General features: G+C 72.7%; 12 protein-coding genes. 4 read left to right on the top strand and 8 right to left on the bottom strand.

From position 1 onward, the window contains the following. Nucleotides 1–53: 53 nt before the first annotated feature. Together AAEP80_RS06225 and pyrE are read right to left on the bottom strand one after the other, a co-directional pair. The gene (locus AAEP80_RS06225; RefSeq protein ID WP_420366373.1) at nt 54–2,129 is read right to left on the bottom strand and encodes a septum formation family protein; all 2,076 of its coding nucleotides are present in this window, start codon (nt 2,127–2,129) and stop codon (nt 54–56) included. After that, nucleotides 2,126–2,677: an orotate phosphoribosyltransferase gene (gene pyrE, locus AAEP80_RS06220; protein WP_281266830.1), complete on the bottom strand. Its 552-nt coding sequence runs from the start codon at nt 2,675–2,677 to the stop codon at nt 2,126–2,128. Before pyrE ends, AAEP80_RS06225 begins: the two co-directional genes overlap by 4 nt. A gap of 105 nt (nt 2,678–2,782) precedes the next feature. On the opposite strand from pyrE, the gene AAEP80_RS06215 reads away from it, so the two are divergent. Beyond that, nucleotides 2,783–4,438 carry a hypothetical protein gene (locus AAEP80_RS06215; RefSeq protein WP_420366372.1) on the top strand — a complete coding sequence of 552 codons (1,656 nt, stop codon included), beginning with the start codon at nt 2,783–2,785 and terminating at the stop codon, nt 4,436–4,438. 67 nt (nt 4,439–4,505) lie between these two features. After that, nucleotides 4,506–5,816, top strand: coding sequence for a M23 family metallopeptidase (locus AAEP80_RS06210; RefSeq protein ID WP_420366371.1), 1,311 nt, complete (start codon nt 4,506–4,508; stop codon nt 5,814–5,816). A gap of 19 nt (nt 5,817–5,835) precedes the next feature. On the opposite strand, the gene AAEP80_RS06205 is transcribed toward AAEP80_RS06210, so the two are convergent. Continuing rightward, the gene (locus AAEP80_RS06205) at nt 5,836–6,609 is read right to left on the bottom strand and encodes a phosphotransferase (protein ID WP_420366370.1); all 774 of its coding nucleotides are present in this window, start codon (nt 6,607–6,609) and stop codon (nt 5,836–5,838) included. A 57-nt stretch (nt 6,610–6,666) separates the two neighbouring features. On the opposite strand from AAEP80_RS06205, the gene AAEP80_RS06200 reads away from it, so the two are divergent. Further along, nucleotides 6,667–9,612, top strand: coding sequence for a hypothetical protein (locus AAEP80_RS06200; protein WP_420366369.1), 2,946 nt, complete (start codon nt 6,667–6,669; stop codon nt 9,610–9,612). A 51-nt stretch (nt 9,613–9,663) separates the two neighbouring features. Here the strand turns inward: AAEP80_RS06200 and AAEP80_RS06195 are convergent, their stop codons facing one another. Genes AAEP80_RS06195 through AAEP80_RS06175 form a run of 5 tightly spaced genes read right to left on the bottom strand, consistent with a single transcriptional unit; the run spans nt 9,664 to nt 11,963 of the window. Continuing rightward, a complete protein-coding gene (locus AAEP80_RS06195; RefSeq protein ID WP_420366368.1) occupies nt 9,664–10,260 on the bottom strand; it encodes a hypothetical protein in 597 nt (198 codons plus the stop codon). Further along, a complete protein-coding gene (locus AAEP80_RS06190) occupies nt 10,257–10,934 on the bottom strand; it encodes a hypothetical protein (RefSeq protein WP_420366367.1) in 678 nt (225 codons plus the stop codon). The genes AAEP80_RS06195 and AAEP80_RS06190 overlap by 4 nt, the downstream gene beginning before the upstream one ends. Next, nucleotides 10,931–11,332 (bottom strand): hypothetical protein, encoded by a 402-nt coding sequence (locus tag AAEP80_RS06185; protein ID WP_420366366.1) that lies wholly within the window; start codon nt 11,330–11,332, stop codon nt 10,931–10,933. The genes AAEP80_RS06190 and AAEP80_RS06185 overlap by 4 nt, the downstream gene beginning before the upstream one ends. Further along, a complete protein-coding gene (locus AAEP80_RS06180; protein WP_281266823.1) occupies nt 11,329–11,520 on the bottom strand; it encodes a DUF2273 domain-containing protein in 192 nt (63 codons plus the stop codon). Before AAEP80_RS06180 ends, AAEP80_RS06185 begins: the two co-directional genes overlap by 4 nt. After that, complete coding sequence (locus AAEP80_RS06175) at nt 11,517–11,963, bottom strand: Asp23/Gls24 family envelope stress response protein (protein WP_413602915.1); 447 nt, start codon at nt 11,961–11,963, stop codon at nt 11,517–11,519. Before AAEP80_RS06175 ends, AAEP80_RS06180 begins: the two co-directional genes overlap by 4 nt. Nucleotides 11,964–12,093: 130 nt before the next feature. Here AAEP80_RS06175 and AAEP80_RS06170 point away from each other — a divergent pair, with 130 nt between their 5' ends. Continuing rightward, entirely contained in the window at nt 12,094–12,930 is an 837-nt protein-coding gene (locus tag AAEP80_RS06170) for an exodeoxyribonuclease III (RefSeq protein ID WP_420366365.1), read from the top strand. The last annotated feature ends 125 nt before the right edge of the window (nt 12,931–13,055 follow it).

The following is a 13,055-nucleotide window of genomic DNA, read 5'->3' as shown; positions in this document are numbered from 1 at the left end:
CGGGAGGCTCCCCACCGGACCGGTGGGGAGCCTCCCGTCCGTCGTGTGGCCGGCTACGCGCTCGGCGCGAGCGATCCCGTCAACGCACCGCCGCCGGACCGGGTGACGAAGCAGGACCAGAAGCGGTCGCCCCTGTCCCACGCCGCCTGGTCCGGTGGGTAGACTCCCTGCACCTGGACGTCGCCGAAGCGGGCGGCGGCGGTCAGGTCGAGCCCTGCGGCGGACTGGCACTGGGTCGCCGCCTGGGTCTGCACGGCCTCGGCGCCGGGGTAGGCATCGCCGTCGATCGTCCCGCGCGCCGTGAGCTGCGCGGTGTGCTCTGTGCCGCAGTCGACGACCGTGAAGTCCTCGGCCCATGCGCTGTCGAACGGCGTCAGGCACTCCCCACCCGCGAGCTCGTACCAGGGGTGCTGACCGGGTGCCGCGGTCGAGGTCGCGAAGGTGATCGTCGGCGCCGCGGCAGCCGTCGCGGGCGCTGACGGCTCGGTCGACGAGCCGGTCGTCACTTGAGCAGATGCCGCGGCAGGCGACTTCGTCGGCGGCACGGTCTTCTCCTCGATGTTGTTGCCGATGATCCAGCGGCTGAGCAGGAACACCGCGACGAGCATCACGACGATGATCGCAATCGCACCGCCGATGAGGAGCTGCTTGCCGCGCTTGCCCTCACCGCGGAGGCGCGCGACGCCCTCGTTGATGAAGTTGCCGCTGTCGGCGTCCGGCGGCACGGGCGAGCCTGCTGCGGACGGGGCGCGGCCGGGCGCCGGTGCGTGCGCGGGGGCGCCCATCGCGGGCATCATGCGGGTGCCGGTGTCGTGCGGGTCGTAGCCGGTCCCGCCGAGCTGGTCGACGGCCTGCGTGCCGAAGAGGTCCTTGATGGCGCTCGTGTCGCTGGTCTCGCGGCCGGCCCACTCGGACTGGTCGAGGTCCTGCTCGACGGCTGGCGGGAAGTGCGTGGGGTCCTCGTCGACCCGCGGCGTCGGTTCTGCCGGCTCGACCAGGGGCGGTGGCGCGGTCGGGGCCGCGTCGTCGACGGCGTCGTCCACCGCGTCGCCGGGGAAGACCTCGCCGGTGCGTGCGGCCTCGTCGGCGAGCGACCAGCTGCCGCTGTCGCTGTCGGTGGGGTCGGGGTCGGGGTCGGGGTCGGGGTCGGGTTCGACCGTCTCCTGGACCGGCAGCGCGGTGGTCGCAGCGTCGGCGGCCACCGGGGCGGACACGGCGGGGGCCGGGGTGATCGGCACCTCGCCGGAGACCACGTCGTCCTCGGTGTCGTCCGCCAGGTGCCAGGAGCCGGCGCCGAGCGCGGTGGTGTCGAACGAGTTCGTGGTCAGGGTCGTCGGGACTTCGCCGGTCTCGTCGTCGTGGACAGCCCAGTCGAAGGGACGGCCGACGCTCGGACGCTCGGAGGCGTCAGCGCCCTGGATGCGGAGCAGGTCGGTGAAGCTCGGGGGTTCCTGGGACGACGGGAGCGTGTTCTCCACACCGACGGGCTGCTGGACGACGGGGCCGGTCGGGGTCGGCGTCGATCCGGTGGCACGGCCGAGCCAGTCGACGTCGTCACGGCCCTCGCCGCGGGGGTCCGTCCGGCGTCGTTCGTCCTCGATCGCGCGGGTCTCGGCGGCACGCTGCTCCCGGTTCGCCTGCGCGGTCGGCAGCTGGATCGAGCTGGGGTGCGGCGCGGTCGACGTCGGGGGCACGGCGGCGGCCGGCGGGATGCGGCTGCCGAGGAGTGAGCGGTCCGGGTCGGACGTCGGCGGTGCGGGCTGGGACGGTGCCGCGAGCTGCTCCGGCATCGAGATCGCCTGGGTGGCGTCCTCGTCGTACGGCGCTGGCGGGGTGGTCGGCGCGGGCTCGGCCGGCGCGGGGTCGGCCGGCGCAGGTTCCTCGGGCGTGAAGGGTTCCGGCAGCGGCGCACCGGTCTCGGCGGCGGCGCGTTCCGCCTCGCGACGCTCGCGGCGCGACGGCCACTCATCGGCCTTCCGCGGCGCACCGAAGATGTCGGCGGCACTGCGGAGTCCCGTGAAGCGAGCGTCCGGGGCGGACGCGCCACGAGCCTCCTGGCCGTCTGCCCCGGTGTCGGGGCCGCCGGTCTGGTCGGGCTCGTGCGCGTCGTCCGGACGCTCCTCCGTCACGCGGACAACCCCAGGTCGGCCAGTCCGATCGCCGCGAAGTACGGGTACCCGGCCGCCTCGATCTTCTCCTTCGCGCCGGTGTCGCGGTCGACGACGACGGCCACGGCGGCGACGATCGCGCCCTCGCGCTCGAGCGCCTCGGCGGCCTTGAGCGGCGAGCCGCCGGTGGTCGAGGTGTCCTCGAGGACGATGACGCGCTTGCCGCGGAGGTCGGGACCCTCGACCTGCTTGCCGCGACCGTGGTCCTTCGGCTCCTTGCGGACGACGAAGGCGTCGTACGTGCCACCACGGGCGGCGGCCTGGTGGAGCACGGCGCTCGCGATCGGGTCGGCGCCCATGGTGAGGCCGCCGACCGCGGAGACGTCGGGGACCTCGGCGATGAGGTCCGTCATCACCTGTCCGATGAGCGGCGCCACACGGTGGTCGAGGCTCACCTTGCGGAGGTCGATGTAGTACGTCGCCTTCTTGCCGCTGGTCAGGGTGAAGTCGCCGTGGAACACCGCCTCGGCCGTGATGTGGTCGATCAACTGCTCGCGCGCGTCCGTCACAGCGCACAAGGGTAGCCCGTCCGGGCCGCGCAGCGCTCATCCAGCCTGCACGGACGGTCAGCCGCCCGCCCGTTCGTCCCGGGTCCGCGTCGGTACGATCCGGGTATGTCCCTCGATGCACCGTCGCGCCCAGCGGTCGGGGCATCCCGGTTCCGCGGCCTCGCCGGTGCGCTCGGGCACGAGGCGATCGGGGCGATCGTCGCGGTCGCGCTCGCCCTGATCGCGCTACGGCACGTCCTGGCGACGGCCAGGGTCACGCTGCTCTGGTACGACGGCGACTCGGTCCTGCTGCCGATGGTGGTCAGGTCGATCCAGCTCGGCCAGCCGTTCGAGTGGGCGATGTCCCCCGCGCTGTTCTTCTTCCCGGAGCTGCCGGTCTACCTGGTCTGCGCCGCCGTCACCGCGACACCGCAGCAGGCGCTGGCCCTCAACGGCGTGCTCATCCTCGTGGGCGTCTACGCGCTCCTGCGGGCGGTGGCGAACGAGCTCATGCCGTCCGCGCGACGCTCGGCACGCATCGCGGTGTCGGCGCTCGCGGTCGGGTTCCTGACGCTGCACGTGCTCACCGAGTCCTCGGCGTCCGCGACGTCGCTCGAGCTCGCGTCCCTGCTCCTCACGACCACCTACTACTACGGGGTCGTCCTCGCGCTCCTCGCCACGGCGGCGCTCGCGCTCCGGGCGATCCGGGTCGGCCGGGCGTCCGTCGCCGTGCTCGTGACGCTCGGGGTCGTCGCCGCGTGCACCACGGCGTCCAACCCGTTGTACGTCCCGTGGTCGGGTGCCCCGCTCGTCGTCACGCTGCTGCTCCTCGGTGTCGCCCGTCGGGTGCCGTGGCGTCCTGCCCTGTGGCTGTCCGGGGTCGTCGTCGCGGGCTCCGTCGTCGGGTACGTCCTGCGCATCCCGCTGCGACCGTTCGTCTCGCTCGACCCCTCGACGTACGTGCACCCGGAACGCGCGGCGACGACGCTCGGGTTCTTCGCGTCGCTCACCGACGCCCGAGCGGCGACGGCGCTCGGCGACGCCGGGCTCGTCCTGATGCTCGTCGGGGTGCTGCTCGCCGTCGGTGGCACGGTCTGGGCCTGGCGGGTGCGGACCTCGCGCACCGTGCTCCTCGCGTCCCTGCTGCCGCTCGTGACGATCGTCGCCGTGTCCGTCGGGGTCGTCGTCGCCGGCTCGGAGACCCCGCGCTACCTGGAGCCCGTCGTCGTCGCCCCGCTCCTGGCGCTCGTCGCGGTCTGCGAGCTGACACGGACCGCGGTCAGGCGGACCCGGGTGCACCAGCCGCTCCGTGGCGTCCGCGTGACGCTCGCCATCGGCGCGGCGATCGTCATCGCCGCGGGGGTGGCCATGGCGCCGTCGACGCTCCGGGGGGTGCGCACCGCGGCGTACGACCCCGCGACCTGCCTGGACCACTGGGCCGGTGGGCGCGACGTCGTCGGCGTCGGGCAGTTCTGGACCGTCCGTCCACTCGCCGCCTACTCGTCGGAGAACGTCGGACTGCTCCAGGTGCGCGACACGTTCCAGACCTACCCCTGGCTGGTCGACCTCGGCGCGTACCGCGACGCGCGGCCGACCTTCGTCGTCGTGGGATCAGGGGACGTCTGGTCCACCCCGGTGGAGGACTCCCTCGGGCCGCCGGTGTCGGTGACGCACTGCACCGGCTTCGACATCTGGGACTACGCCGGCACGGCCGGTGCGACGACCCTGCAGCAGGACGTCGTCGGGAGTGCCGAGACGATCCTCCGCGACCGCGGGTTCTGACGAGAGTTCTCCACAGCGGTGCGTCGGCTTCGCATCTTCCCTGTACGGATGTATAGGCTCACCCTCGATGACTCGTCCCGCCCAACGCCCCACGCACTCCCTCACCGCCCTGCGTCTGCGCCTGGCGGTGACCGGGTTCGCCCTGCTCGGGCTGACCGGCACGCTCGTCCTCGACGCTCCTCCCGCCAGCGCGGCGACCTACCCCTCGTGGGACGACGTCCTCGCCGCCCGCGGGCAGGAGTCGGCGAAGAACGGTCAGATCGCCGACATCCAGGACCTGATCGGGCAGCTCGGGGCGAAGGCCGACGCCGCCGTCGCCGAAGCCGAAGCACGCGGCAACGAGTACTCGGTCGCGCAGCGGAAGGCCCAGCGCGCCGCCGAGAAGGAACAGACGCTCCGCGCGGACGCCGAGGAGCACGCCGAGATCGCCGAGCAGAGCGCCGCGCAGGCCGGGCAGTTCGCCGCGCAGATGGCCAGGTCCGGCGGCGCGGACGTCACGACGAGCGTACTCACCGGTGGCGAGGACGCACGTGACCTGCTGTACGACCTCGGCGCGCTGAGCAAGCTCTCCGAGCAGGCCGAGCGCGTCGAAGCCGCGGCCACCGCCGACGCCGCCGTCGCCCGGGCGCTCTCCGGGCAGGCCGACCGTGCCGCGCTGGCGCTGGCCGACCTCGCGAAGGCGGCAGAGGAACGCATGGCCGAGGCGCAGGCGGCGTCCGACCGTGCCCAGGTGGCCTACGACGAGCAGCAGGACAACAAGGCGCGACTCGAAGCACAGCTCGCGACGCTGAAGTCCGGCCGTGTCCGGACCGAGGCCGAGTTCGCCAAGGGCGAGGCCGAGCGCAAGGCAGCGGCGGAGCGTGCGGCCCGTGAAGCAGCGGCGGCAGCGGCACGTGCGGCAGCCGCGGCGAACAGCGGCGGCGGGTCGAGCGGTGGCGGTGGCGGCGGGGCCGTCGGCTCGGGCTCCGGCAGCGGGTGGGTCCGTCCCGCCGGCGGCTGGATCACGAGCTCGTACGGCACGCGTGTGCACCCCATCACCGGCGCGACGAGCTTCCACGACGGCATCGACCTCGGCAGCGGCTGCTCGACGGCGATCGTCGCCGCGTCGGCCGGCACGGTCGAGTACGTCGGGTGGTACGGCGGGTACGGCAACTACGTCCGGATCAACCACGGCAACGGCGTGAAGAGCGCGTACGGCCACATCGTCAGCGGTGGGTTCCGGGTGTCTCCCGGGCAGCAGGTCGCCGCAGGGACGCTCGTCGCACTCGTCGGGTCCACTGGGAACTCGACCGGGTGCCACCTGCACTACGAGACCCACGTGGGCGGCGGCACCACCAACCCGGTGCCGTTCATGGCCGCGCGCGGGGTCGGCTTCTAGCGGTCCCGACGCCCTCGGGTCAGACCTCGTCCTCGTCGAGGTTCCAGAGGGCGCGGTACCAGGCCGTCCGTTCCTCGTCGAAGGGGACGCCGTACGCCTCGTGGAACAGCTGCTCCCATCCGGGACCGTGGTTCCACCCGAGCGCCATCGTGGCGACGGCGATGTCGGCCCAGCGGTCGGCGATCCCGAGCGCGCCGAGGTCGACGTGCCCGTACCAGCGCCGGTCCGCCCCGATGAGGGTGTTCGGCGTGCAGGGGTCGCCGTGACACACCACCGTGCGGTCCGACGCCGGCTCGGGGCCGAGCGTCGCGGGGTCGGACCCGGCCGCACGCGCCCGCGCCGTCCGGTCGGACGTCGACCACGCGAAGGGGCAGTCGTCGACCGGCAGTGTGTCGTGCATCGCCCGGAGGCCCTCCCCCACGGCGATCACGGCAGTCCGGGGCTCGTCGCGCCATCGGGGGTCCACGGCGCTCCACCCTGGTAGCGCGCGAGTCCGGAGCCAGGCACCGTGCTCGTCCGCGTCGTCCTCGACGACCTCCGGCACGCGGAGCCACCGGCCGGCCCAGGTCAGACGTGCCGCTTCGGCCGCGATCCAGGCCCCGTAGTGGGTCGGCACCCACTTGACGTACTCCTCGGCGGATCCGACGCTCCCGTCGCCACCGATGCGGAACGTCTTCCCGCCGATCTCGTTCACCCACACGGGGACGGCACGTCGATCGCCGACGATGCGTCGGACGGCATCAGGTGTACTGACAGCGCCCAGCGGTGTGCCGGCCTCGGGCATCGGTCCCATGACGGCGATCCTCCCACCACCCTCGGACGACAGGGTGGATCACGGTAGCGTGGGATCGTGCTGGAAGCGGGGGCGGGTGCGGCGGGCAAGGGGCTCGCGATGGCGGCGAGTGTGGTCGCGCGCCGAGTCAGGAACCGCGGAGCCGTCGAACGCGCGCTCCTCGTCTGTGTCACGGGCGCGATCGAGGACGCAGCCACCGAGCAGATGCCCGAGGCATCGGCGTTCACCACCGTGTTCTTCCGCGAGTTGGCCCGTACGGGCAGTCTCGTGGACCTGTTCCTCGCCGACGAGACGATCCGCGGCGGGATCGAACACGCGGAGCCGATTTGGGCCGAGGTGGTCGGACGCGTCCTCCGGAGCAGCCGTCGGATGGACGTCTCGGAGTTGAGCACGGACCGGTTTGCATCGACCTTCGCCGGGGCGATGTCGGCGAGGATCATCCGAGCGGCCCGGTCCGGTGAGAGTCCGCTGCACACCGAGTTCCTGGTGGCGCAGCTCAGCCCGCGGAAGGCCAGACGGCGCTCCACGGCGAACGTGTCCAAGCACCCCGACGAACCCCTCGCCGTCGGCAGTGCGCCGAGGCTCCTCGGGTTCGGGTCCCTCAACGAGCGCCAGGGAGCATCCCGCGGGTACCGGCATCGGACCGAGGAAGAGGACTCGGTGCGGCGTGCCCTCGACCGACACGGGCGTTGTGTCATCGTCGGCTCGCCGGGCGTCGGGAAGTCCACCATCGCCCGCGCCGTCTCGCGGACCGGATGGGACACGGTCTTCTGGCTCCGCGCGGGCTCGGAGGACGCGCTGCTGGCGGACTGCGCGGCCGCGCTCGCGGCGAACGGGATGGACGACACCGAGGATCCCGTACGCGCGCTCGCCCGGGCGCTCGAAGGGCGGTCGGGGTGGCTGGTGGTGCTCGACGGCGCGGCGTCGCGCGATCCGGTGGACGCCTTCGGCGCGCGCCGGGACGACCGCAGCGCGGTCCTCGTGACCGCGCAGTCGGACCTCGGGCTCCCGCGGAGGTGGGAGACGCCGGTCGGTCCGCTCGACCACGATCGATCTGTCGAACTCCTCGCTGACCTCCTCGGCGGCGGCGACCACGAGGGAGTGGACGACCTGGTGACGTTCCTCGGCGGGACGCCGCTCGTACTCCACCAGGTGGCGTCGTACATGCGCGCGACCGGCGTCACCCCTGCGGGCATGCTCGAGCGACTCCGGAGCGACACCGGGCCCGTCCTCGACCGGTACGCGCCGCACGACCACCCCGACTCGTTCACCCGCACCTTCGCGCAGGGCCGCGCGCGTGCGGTGAGCTCGTGTCCCGCAGCGGACCCCGTGCTCACGATGGTGGCGGTGTGCGGCGACGTCGGCGTTCCTCGTCAGCTCCTGATGGCAGCGGTCGACCTGCAGGGGAACGCCATGATCACCGTCGACGACGCGATCGCGGCGCTCAGCTCCGTCGGGCTCATCGCGACGGACGACGGCGACGTCGTCGGGTGCCACTCCCTCGTCGCGAGCCTCGAACTGTCCGCGGCGTCGGAGGACGTCCGGGAACACTGCCAGACCGCGCTCGAGATGTTCTCGTTGTCCGCGGACGGCCCGAAAGCGATCCCGTACGACATGGTCGCACCGGCCGTGCCGATGCTCGTCCGCGCTGCGGCGCGACCAGTCGACGAGGACTTCTCGACCTACACCGAGCTCGCCACGTTGGCCCTGCACGCCGGACGGTCATCGGGCTTCTGGAACGCGGTGCGTTCCGCCGCCGAGCTCGTGCCGACGACGACGACAGTGGACGCCTCCCGTGCGACCTTGCTCGCTCTCGAGGGGGCCTTCCTCACCATGGAAGGCCGTCACGACGATGCGAGCCGGTCGATCGCCCAGGCACTGGAGCTCGGCGCGCGGTCCGGGAACGACCAAGCGATCCTCGAAGCGCTCACGAGCCGGATGTGGGGTGCTGAGTGGCGCAGTCGGTACGCCGACGCCCTCGAAGCCGTCGATGAGATGGACGCGCGATTCGGCGATGAGATGCGGCCGGAGATCGAGCTCCACCGCGGGCGTCTCCGCGCCGCGCAGCTCGCACCGGTGGATGCGGTCGCAGTCCTCGAACCCCTCCTGGACCTCGACGTCGCGGCGTCCCAGCGGGACTCCGTGGTGACCACCCTTGCGCACACGTTCCTCGAACTCGGCGAGCCATCGAGAGCGACTCCATTGCTCCAACGGCGAGCAGCGGACGTCCGTTCCGCGTACGGACCCGACTCGACGATCTCCGCGGCGTCGTTGAACGACCTCGGGTGGGCATCGCTGGAAGCCGGAGCGTTCGACATCGCTCGCGACGCGCTTGAGCGCTCTGTCGAGACGTACGAGCGCGCCGGCGAGGGCTCGCACCGCTTCGCCGCGATCCCGTACCTGCACCTCGGGCGGCTCGAGACGATGCTCGCCGCTCGCACGCCGGCGACCGGCGCACCCCACCTTGACGAAGCCGAACGGGTCCTCGCCCGCGCCGCGGCGCTCATGCTGCCCGAATCCCCCGACAGCGCCGACGCGGCAGCCATCATCTTCGCGCAGGGAGACGTCCAGATGCAGCGCGGCCTGCACCGTCTGAGCACCGCGGGCGACGACCCCGACCTCGTGTTGGCGGGCAGAGCGCTCCTCGGTGCATCGCTGCGGAAGTTCCGAGAAGCGCGACGGATCGAAGCGGCGATCTTCGGCGACCCGAGCGCCAAGACCGCCGTCGACGACGATCGGATCGCACTCGTGCACCTCCGGCTCGGACGTCCCGCGCAGGCCGTGGTCGCCGTCGACGACGCGCTCCGGTTCCACCGGTCCGCAGCCGGCACGTTCTCCGAGGCCGCGGCGCTCGCGGAGACACGGTCGGTGCTGCTCGACGCGGCCCTCGACCGCATCGACGCGACGACGGCGGAGCACCGTCGTGCCGAACTCCGTGAGCGCATCGGTGCGGCGGGCTTCAATGCGGACCACACCGCGTGGCTGATCGGTGAGCTCGCCTGACCGGAGGTCCCCGCCAGTGGTCCGGGAACGGCGGCGGGCGGGGCGAAACCGTCAGTGCACGCGGTCCGGCCGGGACGACCCCGATCCCCCGCGCGCGATCTGCAGGAGGACGGGCAACCGCTCGCCGAGCAGGGCGTCGAGGTCGGTGACGATGTCCTCGATCCGGTCGGCGATCTCCCGCGGTGACGCACCCTTCCGCGGGCGGACCTTGATGCGCAGCGCTCGGCGGCGGCGTACCCGGTAGACGTCGACAGCGAGCGAGGCGACCTGCGGGAGGTCCCCGATGGCCGACGAGAGCGCGTGCTGGACCGCGGCGGCGTCGATGCGGACCTCGCCGGGGAGCCCGTCCGCGGCCCCGTCGTCCTCGATCACGGTGCCGATGCGGCCACCGCCGAGTGTCGTGAGGACGACCAGCGCGAGGACGCCGAGCACGACCGCTCCGCCGAGCACCCACGCCCATGCGGCGATCGAGGCGTCACGGGATGCGTCCGCACCGAGGTCGCCGAGCGACGCGCGGGCCGCCTGGTGCCAGACATCGACGGCCTGCGGGACCGTCTGCACGAGCACGGCGCCGAGTCCCCCGACGAGCAGTGCCAGCCCGACGAGGACGAGGGCGATGCGCCCGAGCGCTCGGTTGGTGGCGTTCATCCGTCAACCCGTCCGGTCGGCTGGACACGGACCCGAGCGGTGATCGGCGGCGTGGTGTCGATCTCCGCGAACTCACGCTCGACGGCGTCGGTCGCAGCGACTGCCGGCACGTCCACACCGGCAGCCGGACGGAGGACCACGTCGACGGTGCGACGGCCGACGGTTCCCACGGCCGCGTCGGGTCCGAGTCGTGTGGCGCTCCGGGCAGCGCGTGCCGCGGCGGAGGCGAGGACCTCGTCGTCCACGACGATCGCGAGCCGCCTGGACGACATCGTGTGGCGGGGGCGTCGCTGCGGCAGGACGCCCTGCAGCAGGAGCACCAGGCCGATGACCGCGACGACGGCCCCGGTGACGACCACGATGGCGTCGACGAGTCCGCGCGGTGCTCGGGCAGCGCCGTCGACGACGGCACGGGGATCGATGCCGAGGACGTTCTGGTCGAGGAACACCAGCGCCGCGGCGAACACTGCGGCTGCGGCGACGACGAGCGCGACCACGACGGCGACGACCACGCTGCCCGAACGCGAGACGTGGGTCTCGCGCCGCAGGACGCGGCGGTACACGGGGTCGTGTTCCCCCGATGCCGGCGCAGACGGCGACGACGTCGGTGACGACGCCGGCGACGAGGTCGGTGACGACACCGGCGGCGAAGCCGGTGGCGGGATCGAGCTCATCGGACTCTCCTCGGGGCGTCGACGACCGACGACGCGAACGTGATGGTGACCCGCTCGACCTTCCGGCCGGTGATGGTGTTCATGCGCTCGGCGATGGTCGCCCGAGCCCGGTGCGCCGTGTGGACAACCGATTCGTCGGGCACCGCGTGGGAACCGAGCACGGGCACAGCGAGCGGGGAGGTGATCTCGACCGCCAACGATCCGCGACCGTCGTCGGTGACCCGGGCACGGACCTCCCGGACGGGTGTGCGGAGCGCTTCCGCCGCGACGGCCTGCGCGGTCCGGACCAGCGCCGTCGTGCCGATGCGGTCGTACCCGGCGACGCGCGGCACCGCGACCGCACGGGACGGCGCGGGACCGGACGGGGCGATCGGCGGCACGTCGGCCGCCGGACTCACGACGAGCTCCGGCGTCCGCGCAGCACGTCGAGCAGGCGTCGGAAGTCGATGTCCCCGGTGACGATCCGCGCCACGACACCACCGACGATCATGAAGACGGCCACGACGACGAACGCCCAGAAGCCGAGCGTGACGGCGACGATGGCCAGCAGGGCGCCGACCCCCATCCCGACGACGGTGGCGTTCACCGGACGCGGCTCTCGGCCTCGTCGGGGGTGCCGCCCAGCGCCGGGATGTTGACGTCGTTGATCGCGATGTTGACCTCGGTGACCTCGAGGCCGACGAGCTCGGTGACGGCATCGGTCACGGCCGCGCGCACGGCGGACGCGACCTCCATCATCGGCGTCGGGTAGTCGACCACGATCGTCAGGTCGACGGCGACCTGGGTCTCGCCGACCTCGACGCGGACGCCCTGGCCGAGTGCGCTGGAACCGATGGCGTCACGGATGGCGCCGAAGGCCCGCGCCGCGTTGCCGCCGAGGGCGAAGACGCCGGGCACGTCGCGGGCGGCGATGCCCGCGATCTTCGCGACGACCTGGTCGTCGATGATGGTCTTGCCGGCGCTGGTCACCTGCGTGGTGACGCTCCCGGTGGTCGGGTTCCCGTCGACGCGGTTCGTCGTCGATGCCATGATCGTGCTCCTCACGCTCCGTGCGATGTCCTGCTCCCAGGGAACACCATCGTGCCGTACGCCGCCCGACCAGCGGCTTCCCCGCGTCGCCCACACCGCGCCGTCGGTCGCGACCGGTAGGTTCGACACCATGCGCGTCGCGACCTGGAACGTGAACTCCGTCCGCACCCGAGTCGGCCGTGTCGTCGACTGGCTCGTCCGCGAAGACGTCGACGTGCTCGGCATGCAGGAGATCAAGTGCAAGCCGGAGCAGTTCCCGGTCGAGGCGTTCGAGGCCGCCGGCTACCAGGTCGAAGCGCACGGCCTGAACCAGTGGAACGGCGTCGCGTTCGCCAGCCGCCTACCGATGACCGACGTCACCCGTGACTTCCCCGGCCAGCCCGGCTTCCTCAAGGGACACGAGGGTCCCGATCTCCCCGTCGAGGCCCGCGCGATCGGCGTCACCGTCGACGACATCCGGCTCTGGAGCCTGTACGTCCCGAACGGCCGCGAGATCGGTGACCCGCACTACACCTACAAGCTCGACTGGCTCGCGCAGCTGGCCGACCGCACCACGTCGTGGCTCGAGGCGGACCCGGACCTGAAGCTCGCGCTGATGGGCGACTGGAACGTCGCACCGCTCGACTCCGACGTCTGGGACGTCTCCGTCTTCGAGGGGCACACGCACGTCACCGAGCCGGAGCGCGCCGCCTTCCGCGCGTTCGAGGAACGGGGGCTGCAGGACGTCGTCCGGCCACTGGTGCCGTCCGGCTACACCTACTGGGACTACAAGCAGCTGCGGTTCCCCCGTGGCGAGGGCATGCGCATCGACTTCGTCATGGGATCGCAGGGGTTCGCCGACGTCGTCACGGGTGCGTCCATCCACCGGGACGAGCGGAAGGGCGATGCCCCGAGCGACCACGTGCCGGTCGTCGTGGACCTCGATCTCGAGACCTCCCTCGACGACGACCGCCCGATGATCTTCTGACGCGCGCGGACGCGCACCGCGGTCCCGCGCCTGCGCAGTCCGCACCCACCGGTCACGACACCCCGCTCGGGTCTGCCGACAGGCCACGAAGCGTCGGTCGCGATGACCGTCGCCGACGGTCTGCG

The organism is Curtobacterium sp. L3-7 (assembly GCF_048756585.1).
In the GTDB taxonomy this organism is placed as follows: domain Bacteria; phylum Actinomycetota; class Actinomycetes; order Actinomycetales; family Microbacteriaceae; genus Curtobacterium.
This window is presented reverse-complemented; position numbering and strand designations above follow the sequence as displayed.